19 protein-coding genes are annotated in these 18,092 nt (G+C 60.9%); 6 read left to right on the top strand and 13 right to left on the bottom strand.

Translation table 11 applies throughout. The annotated features are described in order from the left end of the window. Positions 1 to 280: 280 nt before the first annotated feature. Positions 281 to 535, top strand: coding sequence for a hypothetical protein (locus tag V5279_RS12480; RefSeq protein ID WP_338697683.1), 255 nt, complete (start codon positions 281 to 283; stop codon positions 533 to 535). Between the two features lie 189 nt (positions 536 to 724). Here V5279_RS12480 and V5279_RS12475 read toward each other — a convergent pair whose 3' ends face one another. From V5279_RS12475 to V5279_RS12465, 3 genes are all read right to left on the bottom strand, one after another. Continuing rightward, positions 725 to 853, bottom strand: a complete 129-nt coding sequence (locus V5279_RS12475) for a hypothetical protein (RefSeq protein WP_338697681.1) — start codon at positions 851 to 853, stop codon at positions 725 to 727. Between the two features lie 622 nt (positions 854 to 1,475). Continuing rightward, positions 1,476 to 1,637, bottom strand: a complete 162-nt coding sequence (locus V5279_RS12470; RefSeq protein WP_338697679.1) for an SANT/Myb-like DNA-binding domain-containing protein — start codon at positions 1,635 to 1,637, stop codon at positions 1,476 to 1,478. Positions 1,638 to 2,181: 544 nt separating this feature from the next. Beyond that, positions 2,182 to 2,331: a hypothetical protein gene (locus V5279_RS12465; protein WP_338697677.1), complete on the bottom strand. Its 150-nt coding sequence runs from the start codon at positions 2,329 to 2,331 to the stop codon at positions 2,182 to 2,184. Positions 2,332 to 2,589: 258 nt separating this feature from the next. On the opposite strand from V5279_RS12465, the gene V5279_RS12460 reads away from it, so the two are divergent. Next, positions 2,590 to 2,787 carry a hypothetical protein gene (locus V5279_RS12460; protein ID WP_338697675.1) on the top strand — a complete coding sequence of 66 codons (198 nt, stop codon included), beginning with the start codon at positions 2,590 to 2,592 and terminating at the stop codon, positions 2,785 to 2,787. 1,330 nt (positions 2,788 to 4,117) lie between these two features. Here the strand turns inward: V5279_RS12460 and V5279_RS12455 are convergent. Beyond that, entirely contained in the window at positions 4,118 to 4,615 is a 498-nt protein-coding gene (locus V5279_RS12455) for a MarR family winged helix-turn-helix transcriptional regulator (protein WP_338697673.1), read from the bottom strand. A gap of 166 nt (positions 4,616 to 4,781) precedes the next feature. Between V5279_RS12455 and V5279_RS12450 the strand changes: the two genes are divergently transcribed. Continuing rightward, positions 4,782 to 6,110 (top strand): Rieske 2Fe-2S domain-containing protein, encoded by a 1,329-nt coding sequence (locus V5279_RS12450; protein WP_338697671.1) that lies wholly within the window; start codon positions 4,782 to 4,784, stop codon positions 6,108 to 6,110. A 5-nt stretch (positions 6,111 to 6,115) separates the two neighbouring features. Continuing rightward, positions 6,116 to 7,168 (top strand): ABC transporter substrate-binding protein, encoded by a 1,053-nt coding sequence (locus tag V5279_RS12445; RefSeq protein ID WP_338697669.1) that lies wholly within the window; start codon positions 6,116 to 6,118, stop codon positions 7,166 to 7,168. A 23-nt stretch (positions 7,169 to 7,191) separates the two neighbouring features. On the opposite strand, the gene V5279_RS12440 is transcribed toward V5279_RS12445, so the two are convergent. The 6 genes from V5279_RS12440 to V5279_RS12415 are packed head-to-tail and all read right to left on the bottom strand — an operon-like array spanning position 7,192 to position 13,808. Further along, positions 7,192 to 8,310, bottom strand: coding sequence for an ABC transporter ATP-binding protein (locus tag V5279_RS12440; RefSeq protein ID WP_338697667.1), 1,119 nt, complete (start codon positions 8,308 to 8,310; stop codon positions 7,192 to 7,194). A gap of 18 nt (positions 8,311 to 8,328) precedes the next feature. Continuing rightward, positions 8,329 to 10,092, bottom strand: a complete 1,764-nt coding sequence (locus tag V5279_RS12435; RefSeq protein ID WP_338697665.1) for an iron ABC transporter permease — start codon at positions 10,090 to 10,092, stop codon at positions 8,329 to 8,331. Positions 10,093 to 10,099: 7 nt separating this feature from the next. Then, positions 10,100 to 11,116, bottom strand: a complete 1,017-nt coding sequence (locus tag V5279_RS12430; RefSeq protein ID WP_338697663.1) for an ABC transporter substrate-binding protein — start codon at positions 11,114 to 11,116, stop codon at positions 10,100 to 10,102. Positions 11,117 to 11,164: 48 nt separating this feature from the next. Further along, positions 11,165 to 11,578 carry a Rieske (2Fe-2S) protein gene (locus V5279_RS12425; RefSeq protein WP_165126202.1) on the bottom strand — a complete coding sequence of 138 codons (414 nt, stop codon included), beginning with the start codon at positions 11,576 to 11,578 and terminating at the stop codon, positions 11,165 to 11,167. Then, positions 11,578 to 12,681, bottom strand: coding sequence for an amidohydrolase family protein (locus V5279_RS12420; protein WP_338697658.1), 1,104 nt, complete (start codon positions 12,679 to 12,681; stop codon positions 11,578 to 11,580). Before V5279_RS12420 ends, V5279_RS12425 begins: the two co-directional genes overlap by 1 nt. Next, complete coding sequence (locus V5279_RS12415) at positions 12,678 to 13,808, bottom strand: amidohydrolase family protein (protein ID WP_338697656.1); 1,131 nt, start codon at positions 13,806 to 13,808, stop codon at positions 12,678 to 12,680. The genes V5279_RS12420 and V5279_RS12415 overlap by 4 nt, the downstream gene beginning before the upstream one ends. Before the next feature lie 147 nt (positions 13,809 to 13,955). Between V5279_RS12415 and V5279_RS12410 the strand changes: the two genes are divergently transcribed. Beyond that, positions 13,956 to 14,459: a MarR family winged helix-turn-helix transcriptional regulator gene (locus tag V5279_RS12410; RefSeq protein ID WP_165126210.1), complete on the top strand. Its 504-nt coding sequence runs from the start codon at positions 13,956 to 13,958 to the stop codon at positions 14,457 to 14,459. A gap of 93 nt (positions 14,460 to 14,552) precedes the next feature. On the opposite strand, the gene V5279_RS12405 is transcribed toward V5279_RS12410, so the two are convergent. The 3 genes from V5279_RS12405 to V5279_RS12395 all read right to left on the bottom strand — a co-directional run bounded on the left by V5279_RS12405 (position 14,553) and on the right by V5279_RS12395 (position 17,114). Next, positions 14,553 to 15,944, bottom strand: coding sequence for a sensor histidine kinase (locus tag V5279_RS12405; protein WP_338697652.1), 1,392 nt, complete (start codon positions 15,942 to 15,944; stop codon positions 14,553 to 14,555). Next, positions 15,944 to 16,606: a response regulator transcription factor gene (locus tag V5279_RS12400; protein WP_338697650.1), complete on the bottom strand. Its 663-nt coding sequence runs from the start codon at positions 16,604 to 16,606 to the stop codon at positions 15,944 to 15,946. Before V5279_RS12400 ends, V5279_RS12405 begins: the two co-directional genes overlap by 1 nt. A gap of 139 nt (positions 16,607 to 16,745) precedes the next feature. Further along, positions 16,746 to 17,114, bottom strand: coding sequence for a hypothetical protein (locus V5279_RS12395; RefSeq protein ID WP_338697648.1), 369 nt, complete (start codon positions 17,112 to 17,114; stop codon positions 16,746 to 16,748). Positions 17,115 to 17,380: 266 nt separating this feature from the next. On the opposite strand from V5279_RS12395, the gene V5279_RS12390 reads away from it, so the two are divergent. Then, positions 17,381 to 17,830, top strand: a complete 450-nt coding sequence (locus tag V5279_RS12390) for a hypothetical protein (protein WP_338697646.1) — start codon at positions 17,381 to 17,383, stop codon at positions 17,828 to 17,830. Positions 17,831 to 18,092: the final 262 nt, after the last annotated feature.

Raw genomic sequence — 18,092 nt, 5'->3', positions numbered from 1 at the left:
TGCAGGCCGGGAACGTGAAATGAAAAGGGGCCGTGTCGCGAGACGGCCCCTACCGGAATTCTGAACAATACTGATCTTGATAAAATCTAGCCCCGGTATTGGGATTATTACTGCCCTTCGCATTTGCAACAAAATCCGGGAAAGTACGGGCAAAAATTCTCACTCAGCGCACGGATTGTGTGCAGGGAGGCCGCCTCTTTGGCTGCATCGCACTTCTGGCTTGCCGAATCACTGAGCTCGCTGCGAGCCTCAGAATCTCTTGAAGGGGTGGAGGCACGTCATGCTGTACGCAGCAGCTGGTCCACTCGAAGGGCGTCAAATTTTCAGGATCTGCAAGACGGCTGAAGAGGCCGAAGCGGTGGCGGACGAGTTGCGGGCGGCGGGCTTCAGCAACGTCAGCGTTCGCAGCTCATCCGAGTTCAGCAGCAGGCCGGTTGCTCGTAAATGGCCGCTCGGGCAGATGCGCAATTGGTTGCTCCGGCGCTTATCTTTCTCGCATGCCCCTCACCCGGAAGCCCCTCGCGATCCCGCCTGAGGTCGCCCGCCAGTTCGCTGCCCGCGCCGCTATTGGTCTATTCACCATCCATAGGTCAAGGCAATCTGCGTGCAGCTATATCGCGCTAAAAAAGAAACCCATGAGCAACAGCGCCAGCAGAACAGTTGCTCCTGCTATCTTTAGCACTTTGCCTGGTACTCGCGGCTTTGCGAACTGGTTCATAGCTTGTCAGCCCGGGAACTGCGGCTGAATAAGCGATGCCATCATCATGGCCGCGATCAGAAACGCCGGTGCGCAGCTCACCACAGCGGCTAACCAAAGCTCCGCATCGCGAAAGGTCTCGTAGTTATCCTGCATGGACGGGCTCTCCATCCGTCTTGGTCCGAAAGAAACGGCCCCAGCGAGGGGGAATACGCCGGGGCCAAGTGTGCACTTTGGTCATCATCCCTCACCGCCTAGGACGGCACTGGATATGCAACAAGTGCCACCGAACGCGCTTCGTTCCTGCAAGCAATTGATGGCCCCGCAAACGTCCCTGATATCCGCAGAAAGTGCCGACGCAGAGAAACGGCCCCCACAAAGGGGGCCGTGTCCAAGTGCCGCCCGTCATATGCATCGGGACCACTCGACAACCGCGCCGGACTGCAGCGGTTCCTAATGCACGTTGCCGTGCACGTCCGCGTAGTCATCCGGACATGCTTTCTCGATTTGCATCGTGTTAGCACCGAACCCGGGTCGGCGATCTTCTAGCACGGGACGGTCGGCCCAAGCTCGCCGCCGGCCGTCTCCGCAAGGGGATGGCCGGCGCGGGTGGATGGGTCAAAGAAAACGGCCCCAGCGAGCGGACACAGGCTGGGGCCTAGTTTAGACTTTGAAACGTCGGGCGAGCGTGATGCGCCCTAGCGGCAACCACGCGAATGGACCGCATTAGCATGGTACCGGGCATAGTTGCCGCGACAACCCAAAGCAGCGCATGGCCCTATTCCATTCCCTGCGCAGCGCGCTTTCTGATAATCGTCAGCCGGGCGCTCACCGCAGCCTCAGTCCGCCCGATCTTCTGAGCGATCTCTCGTTGCGTCAGGCCGGTATCGCGAACCATCTGCAGCAGCCGCTCCTCATCCTCTTGGGACCACGCTGGCATCAAACTCTCCAAAATTGTTCCATCCTGAAATACCAGCGAGGATTGCAGATTTGGAGTTGGCCGTCTTTCCGGCGTTTTTCGGGCTGTCCTAATTTGTCGGAGCGAGTGTCCTAATTAGGACAGCGCCCACAATCGCACTTACCGTGCTGATCTTGGCTATCATGTTCATGTGAGGCGGATGGAGCGTCGGAACTATTTGTGCCCCTGTGTGCACTTGTGAACAGAACCAAGGGCGGCAAGGGTGTTTAATACTCCCGTCACCGCCCCGCCCGTGGCACCTATCGATGATGAGAACGCCCGGTTAGCGCTCCCGCCTTCCTCGAATGGAAAGGAGCGCGCCATGCAACGGCGTCGTTTCAAGCAAACACAATCACTGGAAGAACGCCTCTCTGACGAGGCGCAACGCCTTCGCCTGCAGGCTGACGTGCTCGCACCGGGGGCCGGTCGGGAAGCCCTTTTGAAGAAGGCCGGACAGGCTGAGACCGGCGCACATGTGAGCGAGTGGCAGGGATCCTCAGAACTTCAACCGCCGAGGTAAGGCGCCTCAATCGTCGTCCGCGACCCTGCCCTTGCCGTCGCACGTCTTGCAGTTGACCGGATAGATTCTGTGACCCAACTGAACAGGCTGCTCAACCGGCGGGAAGCCCGTTCCGTTGCAGGCCGGGTAGATATGCTCTTTGATCTTCGGCTGCATTGGAAGCCTCTCCGGCCGCCTCAGTTGGCGGCCTCCTGCAATAGAACAGCACTGCTGCAATTCAATTTGGTGGCGAGCCTCTGCTCTGCCGATCCAAGCCTCTGTTGGCCGCATTGCAGTTTCGTGTAAATATCCCCGATGTACACATACTCCGAATTTGACGGTCGCTGCGAAGTGACGGTCATCGTGGCGTCGATTCTTGCATGTAAGTGATGACGGTACCGGCGCGAAAGCGCCTCCGAGACACAGGGGGCGTACATGGAAGAACGAAGGATTGCGATGTTGCGCGTCCACGAGCAAAACATCGAGCGTTACCAAGGGTTGTTGCGCACCAAACTTAGCGACGTCGAGACTCACTTCATCGAACGGCGCTTGTCCGAAGAGCGTTTCGCAATCGAGATGCTGAAATTTATGACGCGTGGGGAAACATCACCCAGGACGGATCTGTTCGCATAAGGCGGCCCCATATACCCCCGCGGTAGTAATCCGTTTGAGACATGAACCATGGCACGGTCTATGCTGACTCCTCATATGTCGGGGATTTTGTACATCCTTCCCGGGGCTAGACCAACGCCGCCAGCGAGTATTTTAAGCTTGGCGGCGTTGTGCTGCTAGAACGAGCCGGCCCCAGCACTTCTGGGCCTTGAGGCCGGTGCTGGAGCCGTCGTCGCTTATCCGGGGGCTAGCACGAACAAGCAACCTCATCGTGCATCGACGATTCAATTCGCGCAATGGGAACTTGCGTTAACGCTTGTTGCCTAGGTTATGCCCGTCAAGCGAAAGCCGATCGAGATCCCGCCCGAGGTCGCCCAACGGTTCGCCGACGATATGCGCGCCTTCCACGCCGGGTCCGACCCGATCAAGCGTGACGGGATCGCAGCAAATATGCGGCACCTTCTCCTTGGAACACTTGCCGAAGGGCACGAAGCTTCGACTGGCAGACGTCCTCGAGTTGTTCGAGTTGTGAATGACTGAGCGCCCGGGCTGAAACAAAGTCGGCCAGAATATTGAGTCCCGCTGCAGACTTGGTCGTTCAGTTCGCGAATGAACACGACGCGCGCAGTCAACTCCAATTCCTTTGCCTGCAATGGCTTGTCGGCCTCACGCGCACGTTAGGCAACATATTTTGCAGCCATTCGTCAGGCCGGCGTCAGTTCTCCAGCTTAGAGAAATTGGTACGCCATGCCGACCAAGCGCTACCCGAATTACAGGGCGCGGCATGAATTGTGCTGATGATTGGCTGCTGGGAATTTCAATGTCCCGGTTCAGGAACAAACGGTCATCTGGTGTGTATTTTTGAGACCGGCGGACCGCCATTTGGGAGGTATCGTTGCATTACACAGCACTTCAACAAGCCAGGTTCCTCGTTCGGAGAGGAAGCGCAGACGACTGGATGGTTTATGATCGAGAACTCAGGGGGCCAGCGCAGCTAGAGAAAGACGGCCCATTCGCCGAGAGGCTAACAAAGGAGCGGGCCGAACAAGTAAAGCAGATGCTGATTGGCGACCTGTCATCGGACAGCGGTAAGCGCACAATAGGGGCGGTATAGTCATATTGGATACTGGTCTTACGCAACGAATAAAACAGACCGCGACCAGCCGCACCCACGGCCCCGACGAAGAGAGCTCCGCAGTCCCTGCGGCGTTCCCTCGGCATGGACTCTTCGTCACTGGTCCCCCAAACTACAACGTGCGATTGCGGGCGCCGCCGTAGCAGACTTGAAGGCTGAACAGTACTTGCTTCGGCCAGATCAGCGAGCAATGGTTCTGGGTGGAGATGCTGGACGCTACAAGAACTTCTCTCGGCCTTGCGCTTTGATCTGGACTTCCAACTGGTGGTCCAACTTGTCGAGGCTCCGCCGCAAGACGTCGATTTCATGCGCGTCAAGCGCCGCCATAAGCTCCCGCTCGACGCGAACGACAAACTTCTCGATATCCTTGTAGACCTTGCGGCCATCGGCCGACAACTTGAGGCTGGCGCGACGCCGATCGGCCTTGTCGACGTCGCGATGGATCAGCCCGCGGCGCACCAACAGATCAATCGCCCGTGCGACCTTGAAAGCATCCGATGAGGTCAACGTTGCAAGCTGTGCGGCGGTCAGCGGCTGATATCTGGCAATGACGGCAAGGCTGCGCCAGGCCGGCACCGTCAGCTTGTGACGGTCCTCGTACATGGGAGCGATGAAACTTCCCAACCGCGACGCAATCAGCCCAAACCGATAGCCCGTCCAGTTTTCAAGAGAAACGATGGTTTTGGTGTTCGTCATCGAAGCATTGTTGGCCATTTGAAGTGTCTGACAATAGCGATCGTGTCGTCGCTGCTCAACCCAAGCTCACTCCTATCGATAACCACGATTGACGCGCGCGGCGATTAGTTGCATTATGCAAATAATCGGCCCAACCTTATGCCGCAAGCAGCAAGAGCAACAAAAACAGACAGGGAGATTCAACATGTCGAAATCGACTGACGGCCGGGATCTGACGCTGGTTGGCCCAGGCACGGTCATGGGCGAGATGATGCGGCAATACTGGATTCCCGCCGCTCTCTCTTCGGAACTATCAGTCGATGGCGATCCAATGCGTTTGATGCTGCTCGGCGAGCAGCTCATTGCCTTCCGTGACAGCTCGGGCCGGGTTGGCGTGCTGGATCACCAATGTCCGCACCGCTGTGCCTCACTGTTTCTTGGCCGCAACGAGCACGACGGCATCCGATGCGTCTATCACGGCTGGAAATTCGACGTCGAGGGCCGCTGCCTCGAGATGCCGAACGTCCCGCCTCCACAGGATTTCAAAGAAAAGGTCCGTGCAAAAAGCTACAAGGTGCGCGAATGCGCAGGCCTCATCTGGGTTTACATGGGCGCACGCGCCGAGGCGCCACCGATGCCGATGCACGAAGCGCTGTTCGTTCCGGAGCAGGATCTGACCGTCACCATCCTCCAGCGCGAAGCCAACTGGCTCCAGGGCCTCGAAGGCGACATCGACACGTCGCATTTCGGCTTCCTGCATGCCGGGCACATCAACCCTGACGATTTCGAGGAAGGCCACCCGGCCCGTCACACGGTTTCCAACCGAGCGCCGGAATACAAGGTCACCGACACCGACTGGGGAACGATGTATGGCGCGTTTCGGCCGGAATCGGACGATCGAATGCACTGGCGCATGGCGCATTTCTCCCTGCCGTTCTGGACCCAGACCCCAAACGCCGACTTTGCCGACCACGTGGTCGCCAAAGCCTGGGTGCCCATGGACGACACCCACACGATGCTGATCTCGATCTATGGCGGCCGCGCCAAGGGGGCGACTTACTCGAGCTCCAAGCTGAAATCCGGTGGCGGCATCCCGGGGGCCGATGGCCTCGATTATCTGCCCAACACCACGGATTGGTATGGACGCTGGCGTCCCGTCCAGAACATCGGCAACGATTGGCAGATCGATCGCGAGGCTCAACGTACCAACAAAATCTACACGGGCATCCGCAACATCGTGATGCAGGACCAGGCCGTCACCGAAAGCATGGGACTGATCGTCGATCATACCAAGGAACATCTCGCGCCGAGCGACGTCATGATCTCGCGGACGAGACGGCGCCTGCTCAACGCGGCGCGGGCGCTCGCCAACAACGGCACGGTGCCACCCGGCGTCGACGATACCGAGGTGTTCTGGAATGCGCGCGCAGGCTCATTCTATGCAGACGCGAAGGTCGATTGGCTCGAGGCCTACCAGGAGAAGCTGAAGACCGCCATTCGCTGGCGTGCCCCGAGCCAGCAGGCGGCGGAGTAGCGTCGATGTCCGCGCCGGATTGGAAAGAGCGCGCACGCATCACGCGCCGCGCCGCGGTGTTTGGACTGACGGCCTCTTCAATGTTGCCATCGATCACGGCCCCGGCACGGGCGGAGGACGAATGGTCCACACTCGTCGCCGCGGCAAAGAAGGAAGGCCGTGTGGTGCTCTACAGTGCCTTCGTTGGCCTTGCCGCACACAAGGAACTCAAGAAGGACTTCGAGTCGACCTACGGAATCACCGTGGACATTCTCGAAGCGCGCGCGAGCGAGGTCCGGGAACGCATTCGCATCGAGCAGGCCGCAGGTCGAAACGCAGCCGACGTCTCCGAGAACGGGCGAACCACGACCACGCTGCAGATCAAGGAGGAGCATGTCTTCGAACCTCACGGTCCCCTCCCAAGCCTCGGCCGCCTGAAGCCCGACTTCCCAAGCGACGGCATGCGGCTCCCTGTCTTTGCCATCGTCTACGGCATCCTGGCGAACACCATGCTGGTCAAGCCGGCGGACGAACCGAAGAGCTGGCTCGACCTGACGGACCCGCGTTGGAAGGGCAAAATTCTCAGCGACGATCTGCGGACGCTGGGCGGCGGCGGCGTGCTTTTTTCGGTCCTGCAGGACCTCTACGGGCGCGGCTTCCACGAGAAGCTTGCTCAGCAGGACCTGAAGTTCAGTCGGGAGATCCCCGCCAACGAGCGGCGGGTGGCCCGCGGCGAGCTTCCGCTCTACATCCCCGACAGCCTGACGTCGCTGCTCGAGCTCAAGGGCCTGCCGGTGAAATTCATCGCGCCCAAGGAAGGGCTGCCCTATGTCGGCTACGATCTCGCGTTGCTGAAGAATGCGCCTAACCCCAATGCGGCGCGGCTGCTGATGGAGCATTATCTAGGCAAGCCTATGCAGCAGAACCTTGCGAGGCTGGGGCTGCTGCCGACCACGACTGACGCGCTAACCGGTGTCGATCCGGCGGTGGCGCAGATCGAGACGACGAAGCTTCTCGGCACCACGGATCCCGAACGCATGAACGCGATGCTGTCCTTGGCTCAGCAGATCTATCGCTGAGAGGCATCGCAGCGCAGCCCGGCTCAAGGGGCTGCGCCGGCCTGCTCCGGCACTGCCCAGGCTGACTGCTGCGGAACAACGACGGTCACATTGTCTCCGACGGAAAAGCCACCGAACGGCGGCGCATCGACATTGAGGCGGCTATCGTCGGTCTGCACCACGACCGACCGGATCGGACCGCGGAAGATCGTATGCGCAATCTGCCCAGACCACCGAAGTTCATGGTCTCTGCGGGCCGTGTCGGGCGGCGCGATGCGGGCGTCTTCGGGACGAACCATGACGGTCACGGCCTGCCCCGGCCTGACCTCGCTTGCCGACTCGCACGCACCACGCCAGCCTTTTCCGACGACGTCGAGCCGCACACGGCGATCGTCGATCCGCGTGCAGGCCTCCACACTGGCCTCGAGCAGGTTCGGTGTTCCGAAGAAGGCCGCCACGATCCGGTTTGCGGGGTAGCGATAAATCTCCTCGGGCGCTCCGATCTGCTGGATTCGGCCGCGATCCATCACGACCACGCGGTCGGACAACGCCATCGCTTCGGCCTGATCATGTGTCACGTACAGGCTCGTCATCCCGAGCCGTTTTTGGATTGAACGAAACTCATCGCCCATCTGCAGACGAAGCTTCGCGTCGAGATTGCTGAGCGGCTCGTCGAGCAGCAGCACCTTGGGTTCGAAGACGAGGGCCCGCGCGATCGCTACCCGCTGCTGCTGGCCGCCGGACAGCGCCGGTGCCGGCCGTTCGGCAAAATCCTGCATCTCGACGAGGCGGAGTGCCTTGCCGACAAGATCGCGTATCTCGGCCGCGGATTTGCGGCGCACCCTCAGCGGATAGGCGACGTTCTCGAAGACGGTCATGTGCGGCCAGATCGCGTAGGACTGGAAGACCATGCCGAGCCGCCGGCGCTCCGACGGAACGAAGACGCCGCGCCCCGCATCGCTGACCATCTCGTTGCCGATGCTGATGCGGCCGCCGGTATTCTGCTCAAGGCCTGCGACCATCCGCAACGTCGTGGTCTTGCCGCACCCCGACGGCCCCAGCAGGGTAACGAATTCGCCCTCGTTGACGCGCAGATCGACGCCGTTGACCGCAACGAAATCACCGAAGCTCCGGCTCACCTTCTCAAGAACGACATTCGACATGGCGCGATCCAAGCCCGGTCACATTCCACCGATGCGGCTGCTAATGAATTTGAGTTGAACCCACCGGAAGACGATCACGAGAACCATCATGATGAGCCCAATGACACTGACCTGCTCTGCATTGCCGTTCGCCCACAGCTTCAGCAAGACGACGGACAATACCTCGGAACCGACGGAATAGAGCAGAACCGATGCGCTCAGTTCGCGCATGATCCCGAAGAACACCAACACCCATCCGACGGCGAAGGACGGCCACGCCAACGCAAGGACTATGCGCCTCATGGTTTGCAGCCAGCTTGCGCCATGCACCCGGGAGCACTCCTCAAGGTCGAACGAAAGCTGCGCATATGCGCTCGACATGGCGCGGACCGAGAGCGGCGTGCCGAGCGAAATGTAAGCCAGCAACAGCGCCCAGATCGTGCCGTAGATCGGGATCCCGTGAGGCAGCAGAGCAACCCCCCAGAGAAACCCGACACCGAGGACGATGCCGGGCATCATCCAGGGCAGCCAGGCCATCGAATCGATCAGCAGCCGGCCGCGCCACCTCGTGCGGACCGAGACATAGGCGACGATTGTGCCGAGCAACATCGTCAATGTGGCGCCGACGAATCCCAGGAACATCGTGTTGCTGAACCCGCGCCAGAACTCGCTGCTGCCGAACACCGCTCGATAGTGCTCGAGCGTCCGCATGTCCCACTCGTAGAACCCGAAGAACTTGAAGAACGAGCCGATCACGAGTTGCCCGACCGGGAGAACCACCGTCACCACAAAGAACAGAACGCAGAAGGCAAAGGTTGCCCATCGCCATGCGCCGAGTTTCATCACCGAAGGCGAATAGCCCTTGCCAGTGATGGTTTGAAAACTCCGGCCGCGCAGCATCCGCCGCTGCAGGAGAACGATCAGGAATAACAGCGCCATGATGACGAAGCTGATCGCAGTTGCGTACTGATATTGCGGCGGCGACCGCTGGTTGATCGAATCATAGATGTCGGTGGTGATGACCCGAATTCCTGCCGGCGAACCGAAGAAGAGCGGTGACTCGAAATTCTCGATGCCGCGAATGAAGCTCAGGATCGCCGCACCCGTGAGCGCGGGCAGCATAAGCTGCAATGTGACAGTACGAAAAGCTCTCAGGCGCGACGCTCCGCACATGGTTGCGGCTTCTTCGAGACTCGGATCCATCGCGCGGAAAGCATCCACGATGAGCAGAAACAGGAACGGTACTGAATATTGCATCATGTGCCAGACCACGCCGCCATATGAATAGACGTTGATTGGCGCTGTCTCCGATCCCGTGATCCACTGATAGAGCTGATTGAGCAACCCGACCTGGGGGTTGCCGAGCAGACCCCATGCCATTGCGGTCAGAATTGGGGGAATGAAGAATGGAAGCGTGATCAGGACTTCCAGAGATCCCCGGAACGGCGTGTCGGTTCGTGCCAGAATCCAGGCAAGCAGGACGGCCAGAACAACGGAAGGAGTAGTCTTGGCCAGGGATATGCCGACGGTGTTGAGGAGTGTCACCGCGCTCTGCAGCGTGATGACGTCGCGATAGCCGTCCAGGTTGAACGTTCCGGCCATCCCCGGCGGCGTCGAATGCAGGCTTCCATAGAGCAGCATCGACAGAGGATAGACGGAAAGGAAGGCGAGAATGGCCACCAGCAGGGCGAGCGCCGCAAGGCGGCCTGCCGCTGTCGCCTGCAGCCATCGCCCGACCCGACCAAGACCCTTCGAGCGCCGCTCGACGAGATTGTTAACTCCCTCTCCGGCTGAAACGCTCATGGCCCTCTCAGGGATAAAGCTTCTTGGCGAGGTCCATCATCGTGGAGCGCTCAGCCAGCTTTGCGGGCCCGATGATCTTGGCATTCACGAACTGCTTCGCGTCCGGATTGGCGCGCTCGGCAGCCGCGGCGTTCACCGGCAGCATCCAGGCATTGGCGTAGAGCAATTGCGATTCGACGCTGAGGAAGTGCTCGATGAACAAGCGTGCCGCGTTGGGGTGCGGCGCGTTCTTAAGCACCGCGAGATCCATCTCCGCGTAAGGTGCACCCTCCTTCGGAATCACGACCTTCACCGGTAACCCCTTCAGATCGGACGTGAAGGCAAAGATCTGCGGGATATAGATGGCGTACTCGCCGCGAGCCACGCGTCGCGCGTCGTTTCGCATATCGCGGCTGAATACCGGCTTTTGCTCGGCGAGTTTCTGGTTGAAGTCGGCACCCATGGTCTTTTCCAGGATGGCGAACATGGTGTTCCCGCTGCCGAGCGGCCGCATGTCGTCTGAGAGGATCTTGCCCTTCCATTTGGGATCGTTGAGATCGTTCCAGCTCGTCGGAATGTCCTGCTCCTTGACCAGCCGCGTGTTGACGAGAATACCCATTGGCTGCATGAAGGCCGGCACGCTGTATTCATTGGCCTTGAACGGCGGTCGCAAATTGGCGGCATTCGGGATCGGTGGCAATTTCTGCACGAAATCGCCGTTCTTGAGCTGCTCCTCGATCATGGTCGTCGTGACCATTTCCGCGTCGCCCAGGAAGCGGCCAGCCGCCTGCTCAGTGCGGATGCGCTCGGCGAGCTCGCTGGCGCGCAGGTCGAGACTCTCGACCGAAATTCCGTACTTCGCTTCGAACGACTTGAGGACTTCCTTGAAGTAGGGGGCGCCCAAGGCCATGTTGTAGACTACGACCTTGCCTTCCTTCTTGGCGGCCTCGACGACCTTGTCCCAAGAACCGTCGTCGGCTTGCGCAGGGCTGAATAGACCCACAAGACAAGCGACAGCCGCCGGTATCCCTAGCTTGAACAACACGTTACTCCTCCCAAAGTCCTTTTATTTGCTATATTGGTTCGCCGGTCTTCAGGTCTCCAGGACCACATATTGCTTGTCGATCGTGACCTGAAACGTTTCGGCGCGCAGCTCGCCTTCGATCAGCGCCCCACCGGACTCAACCTTCAGCTCATAACTCCGCACCTTGGTGCGATCGGGCTCGCACCACGACCGCCCGGTTCGCAGATCGAATTCCCAGCCGTGCCATGGGCAGCGCAACAACTCACCACGGCGGCTGTATTGATAGTCGCCAGGCCCCGTTGCCTCGACGAGCCCGACGATGCGCCCCTTGCACAGGGATGCGCCTTCATGCGGACAACGATTGCCGACCGCGAAATACTCGCCCTCGACATTGAAGATGCCGATCTCGCGTCCATTGACCTGGACCAGCAGGCGCTGGCCTGGCGGGATCTGATCCACGGTCGCAACCACATGCCGCGCCATCAGTCCAACCTGTAGAACTTGCGGGCATTCTCATAGAGAAGTTGCTCGCGCTGGGCTTGCGTGAGGTTGGCGCGAAATGCGTAGCGCGGATCGTCGAAATCCCAATGTGGATAGTCGGTGGAGAACAGCAGCCGGTCCCATCCGATCCTGTCGAACAGATCGATCAATTCGGCTGATGTCGCCGGCTCTTCCATCGGCTGCGTGCTGAACCACACTTGCTCGCGCACGTAGTGCGACGGCGGCTTCTTGACATGGGGAACCTCGCTACGTAGGCGTGCCCAGTGCTTGTCCATGCGCGCATTAAGCGATGGGACCCAGCCCAACCCGCCCTCCATGATCACGACGCGCAGTTCAGGAAGGCGCTCCAGGACCCCTTCAAACACGAGACTGGCCACGACCGCCTGCATGGTCTGGGCGACCGAGTGATGTTCCTCCATATAGTAGGATGTCCATCCGCCGCCGGTCGACGGATGGCCATTCGTGCCGCCGACATGGATGGTGATCGGCAGGTTATTGCGCACCGCCGCCTCATAGATCGGCCAGTAGCGCCGGCGTCCGAGCGGCTCGTCCGTCTTGGGCAGGATCAGGATCTGGGTAAAGTTGGGATCGCCTCCCCTGGCGTCGATCTCGGCGACGGAGGCAACCGTATCCTCCTGGGCGACCAGTACCGAGGCCCGCAGCCGCGGCTCCTGCTTCACCCAGCGTTCGACCTGCCAGGTATTCATCGCACGGGTCAATGCGACGCCAAGATCGAGATTGCGCTGGCTTCCCGGATTCCAGCGCAGAGGTATCAACATGCCCACCTCGATTCCGTTCGGATCGAGGTGCTGCTTCCTCATCAATTCAAGGCTCGATCCCGGCGGTCCGCCCTCCTCCGGATAGGCATCGATCCTCGCAGCGTCGGGCGACATGCGCGGATGCGACAGCGCCTCGGAGAAAGCGTGGCGCAGGTGGCTGCCATAAACCGACAGATGCTCGATCCATCGTCTTTCCAGATAGGGATGCACCTCGGTCCACGACGTCATCGCCGGATGAATGTCGCAATCGATGACTTTCAGCTTGTAGTTCGAGGCCCGTGGCCGCTCGAGTTCAACGGTGCTCATGGCACAACCTCCATGATCTGATCGGCCTTGGCCGATCGCGAATAAGTCGCAAGCGCATTTTCACTGGCGATCTTGCGGAACAGCGCATCAGGGAGCCGGCCGGAGAGAACCGCATCCCCGTCGAAATGCCAATGCGGATAGTCCGTCGAGAACAGGAACAACTCATCCGACTTGATGTGATCTGCGAGCCGCATGATAGCCTCGCCGTCGTCCGCCGCATCGACCGGCTGGACGGTGAAGCGCACATTATTGCGGATGATCTCCGACGGCGTGCGCGTGACCCACGGAACTTCGGCTCGCACGCCTTTCCATGTCTTGTCGGCGCGCCAGATGAATCCGCTCAGCCATGTCAGCCCGGATTCGATTGCAACGACCTTGAGTCTCGGGAATTTCGCGAACACGCCTTCCGATATCAGGCTCTGGAGCTGGCTCTCGAATGCGGCGGATTGCGCCACATAGTCCTCGACATAGTGGGACGGCCACCCGACGGCGGTGGGCGCATATCGATAGGCGCTTCCTGCGTGAATTCCGATCGCCAGATCGAGGCGCTCGGCACGTTCATAGATGGGCCAGAGATGCCGCCGGCCCAGCGTCGTTTCACCGGACACCAGCATCAGCACCTGCACGAACCGGAAGTCATCGGCGCGGCGATCGATTTCGGCCACGGCGAGCTCTGCATTGTGCGACGTGATCACGATCGAGGCGCGCAGCCGCGGATCGTGGTTGAGCCAGTGATCCCTGATCCAGTCATTGGTCGCCCGGCAGAACGCAGCCGCCATGTCTTCGCTGTGAAGCACCTGCGCGCCGTAGAGGCAGTTTAGAATTCCATAGCGCGGTCGAAATCGATCGAGCACATGGTCTTGCATCGCCCTGAGCGAGGAGCCCGCCTTCGCGCCGCCATCGAGAGCCCAGTCTGGGCGACACGATAGCGGCGAGTTCTGCGGATAACTGGTCAGGCTCAGATTGAGACGATCAAGCGCGCGGACGGAGACCATCTCGCGCCAATAGTCGTTCAGATAAGGCAGGAGGACGCCCATTCCGGGCACCGCCGGATGAAGGTCGCAATCGATTGCCCCGGCATACGTCCTCGCCTGATCAAGACCGGCGACCAAGCCGTTTCCTTCCATGTCGCTCTCGCCACTTTTTTCTTGGAATTGGGAGATTGAGCTTTATGTTGATACATCAATAAATGTCCTGTCAAGAAATTTGATCTGGATCAATGCGCCTGCAAGAGTGAGACTTTGGGCGAAGATTTGCTGAGGGAGATCCCTGAAATGCCTGCGGCCAAGAAGCTCGAGGTTGAGGAAGCGTCGAACGACCGCTCGCGCACCGCCGGAACGCTGGCGCGCGAACATTTGGCCGTGCTGGTCTCGACCATCGGCATGCGTCTCAACAGAGGCGCGACCGCTTATTATCGCTCGGCCTGGAACATCGGCGCGGTCGAGTGGCGCCTGATCATGACGCTCAAGAGCATCAGTTCGCTCAATGTCAGCGAGTTGTCGGACGCTGCGGATATCGACAAGGCTGCCGCAAGTCGAAGCCTGGCGATCCTGGAGGAGCGTGGGCTCGTATCGGTCGAACAAACACGGTCGCGTGGCAGAGCTGCGATCGCCAAGCTGACCGCCGAAGGTCGAAAGTTCGCAGTCAAGTTGACGGAAGTTTCGCGCGAACGAGACGCGCGACTGTTCAAGGAATTCACCCCATCCGACAAGGAGAGATTACGCGAACTCCTGAACCAGCTGTCCCACTCGCTGGAAAAAGCCGATTGGGAGCATTGACCGCGGTCAATGCGCTCCTCGGCGGGGCGATCAGACGCTTCGTCGTTCGCCTCAGGAGCGGTCCCTGATCGAACTTCGCATCCGGGATTTCCCTCACTCCAGCCCCGCGGACGGCAGGCGTATCGCTACTCGAAGTCCTCCAAGTGCCGATCGGTCCAGAGTAAGGGATCCGGCGTAAAGTTCGGCGAGTTCGCGCGTGATCGACAGGCCGAAGCCAAATCCGGGAGAGCTTTCGTCGAGCCGTTGGCCGGCCTGCATCGCCTGCGACATCTGCTCCGGCGAAAGCCCCGGTCCGTCGTCCTCGACAACGAGGACGACACTTCGCGCCTCTTCGCGGGATCCGACCACGACCTTGCTGCGGCACCAGGAGAAGGCGTTCTCTAGTACGTTTCCCAGCATTTCGTCGACATCTTGCTGTTCGCAGGCGACTGCGAGGCCGGCCGGGATGTGACTGACAAAATCGATCGCCTTGTCGGCGTTCACCTTGCCGAGGACGAGGCCTAGATCCGCGACCCGCGGCAAAATCGCAGTTCTCGTCCGAACCGGACCGCCGAGCGTAGCCGACCGGGCGCGGCCCAGATAATGCCGGATGCGCCGGTCCATCAGCACGACGAGGTCGTGAAGATCATCGGATCCGGGCGTCTGCTTCTGCAGCGCAACGGCCAGCGTAGCGAGAGGTGTCTTCAAGCCATGCGCCAGATTCGAGACGTGCTTGCGCGCCCGATCGAGGTTTGCGGCATTTTGGACCAGCAGCGCGTTGAGTTCGGTCGCCAGCGGCTGTACCTCGCTTGGCTGAGCATCCGGTACACGTTCGCGAAGCCCTGATCGTATGTCGGCGACCGCGCGGCGAAGTCGGTCGAGCGGTCGCAGTCCCAGGCGAACCTGGATCAGCATGGCACCGATCAACGCGATGCCGAGCACGGCAAGCGACAGCGCCAATGTGCGCATCGCTTCCCATAATGGCCCAAGCACCGCGTCTCGCGGAGCGGAAGCCACGATCCTAGCGGGAACTCCGGATGCCGACACATTCAGGATGCGGAAGTGGAGCCTGCGGTCGTCGGGACCCATGCCATCAGCTGGCGCCGGACGGTCTCGCGGAGGCGGATCGTCGTCGGCCCGACGGGGCGGGGGCGGAGGCGGCGGGGGCCTGTCGCGGATGTTGGGAGGAGACAGGTCCGCTCCATCGAGCGACCGGGACCGCAGCACGTTTTTTGGTCCGGTGATCATCCAGTACCAGCCGTGTCGGCGCCGATCGAAAGGCGGGCCGTCGGCGGATCCTGCCAAGCGCAGGGTGCCGCTACCATCGACGTCGAGCATGGAAGACAGAAACTGGATCTGGGCATCGAGCCTCTGGTCGATCTGCCCTTGCACGAAACGGTGCAGAACGAACGAGATCAAGACCGCAGCGACGACGAGCGCGGCGGTGATGAATACGCCGGCCCCGATCATGAGGCGTCGGCCGAGCGATGTGCTCTGGCTCATCATCAAGATCCTGAGTTGAGCTTGTAGCCGCGGCCCCTTTCGGTCTCGATCAGCGTTTTCCCGATCTTGCGGCGCAGCCTGGCGACGATCACTTCGATCGAATTCGAGTCCGTCCCGATATCCCCTTCGTAGACCTTCTCCGACAGCAGGCCGCGCTCGACCACGGTATCCTTGCGGAGGATCAGGCATTCCAGAACGCGCCATTCCAGCGCAGTCAGCTTCAACGGAAGGCCGTTGAACTCGAACACCCCGGTCTGGGTTTCGAAGCTGAGAGGCCCACAGGAAATTCGCGGCGCGGCATGACCGGAGGCGCGACGGACCAGTGCACGGAGGCGCATGACCAATTCCTCGGTCCGAAACGGCTTCGTCAGATAGTCGTCGGCTCCTGCCTTGAAGCCCTCGACCTTTTCAGTCCAGCCGTCGCGCGCGGTCAAGATCAGCACCGGCAGATGCCGGTCGTGCTGTCGCCATCGACGCAGCACCTCGACCCCGGGCACCTTGGGCAATCCCAGATCGAGCACCGCGACGTCGTAGGATTCTGTCTCGCCGAGATGCTGTCCGTCCTCGCCGTTCGCGGCCACATCGACCGCGAAGTTTTCCTCGCGCAAGGCTCGGGCAATCTCTTGCGCGAGCAGGCGGTCATCTTCCACCAGAAGGATTTTCATTCCGCTTCCACCTCAGACGGGACCTATGCCCGGGAGCTTAACCCAACCTGAACGAAACGGTTCAGGCTGGATTGGGGGCGGTGTCCTAGGCTCCGGTCATCGCAATCGATGAAGGGACCGTCGGATGACCGAAAGCCATTCACATACAGATACCGACCCATCGCTCCCGGCGCGCCGACAACCGCGGCATCGAGCCCTGCTGGCAGGGGTAGCGCTTGCTGTACTCGCGGTCGGCGCTGCCGCCGGCGGCGGTGGAGTGAGACTCGCCCAGAATTGGCAGCCTCACAGCGTCATGCTGTTGCAGCCGACCGCCATCGATGCGCTGCAGCCTGGAGGTCCGTCCGCGGTGCGGGGCCGCGTCGCCGAGATTTTCGGCAACAAGTTCATCGTCGACGACGGCAGCGGCCGTGCGCTGGTCGACCTCGGGCCACGCGGCCAAGATGCTGATACGGTGACCAAAGGCGAGACCGTCACGGTTCAGGGCATATTCGAGCGGGGGATCGTCCACGCTCAGATCGTTTCGCATGCCGACGGCAGGGCGGAAGCCTTCGGTCCTCCGCCGCATCCGCCCCGCGGGGCGCCACCTCCGCCGTCCCGGGCGGACGCGCCGCCGCCACCGCCTCCTGGAGCGCCGCCGCCGCGGGCGGATGCACCCCCGCCACCGCCGCCTGCGGCTTCTCCGCCACCGCGGGCCGATGTACCGCCCCCGCCGCCACCTCCGGGGCCCAAAGCGCTGTGAGCGAATGATGAATAGATGAAAATCGGGAGACCAGGATGTCCGAAGACCAGATCAAGTTATCCGGCAAGATCGTGCACGTGTTCGCGCACCGCTTCGTGGTTCAGACCGCGAAGGGTGCGGTGCTTGCCGATCTCACGCCGCACGGAGCGGACCTCGTCAAGCTCCGGATCGGAGCCGACGTCGAGCTGGAAGGCGAACAGAAGCCCTCCGAGCTCAGGGTGACGCGTTTCGCTTGCGGCCGCGAGAGCGTGACGATCCAGCACAAGAGGAAGCCCGATCACGGCCATCACGAGTCCGCGGACCCCGCCACGGCGATCGAGGCCGCGCGTGCGGCCGGGTTCGAGCCGGTCGGCACGCCCCGTCGCAAGCCCAAGCACTTCGAAATCGAGGGCCGGCGAAACGGCGAGACCTACGAACTGCACGTCGAATTGGGCGGCCGGATTCGGAAGGCCAAGCTGGTCGGCAGCGGACACGAAGCTGCTTAACGCTCAAGGGGGGCGACTGATGCCGCTCTGACCAACCGTAGTCTGCAATGGTCGAAGGAAAAACGGACCCGAGCCGGAACTCAACCGGCTCGGGGGTCTATTGAGGGCCTCATCGAGCGGGCAGATCGTCAATCAAGCATCGGGATACAACGTGTCGATTCCACTGATAAAACTACAGTGCGGCTCGTGCAGGCCAGCATCTTCCTCCTTTCGCGTTTCTGAGGAGGAGCGCCGGTGACCACACACAAGGCAAATCGAGATG

This window comes from Bradyrhizobium sp. 26S5, assembly GCF_036923295.1.
GTDB classification, from domain to species: domain Bacteria; phylum Pseudomonadota; class Alphaproteobacteria; order Rhizobiales; family Xanthobacteraceae; genus Bradyrhizobium; species Bradyrhizobium septentrionale.
The sequence above is the reverse complement of the archived record's forward strand: the minus strand, read 5'-3'. Positions and strand labels throughout refer to the sequence as shown.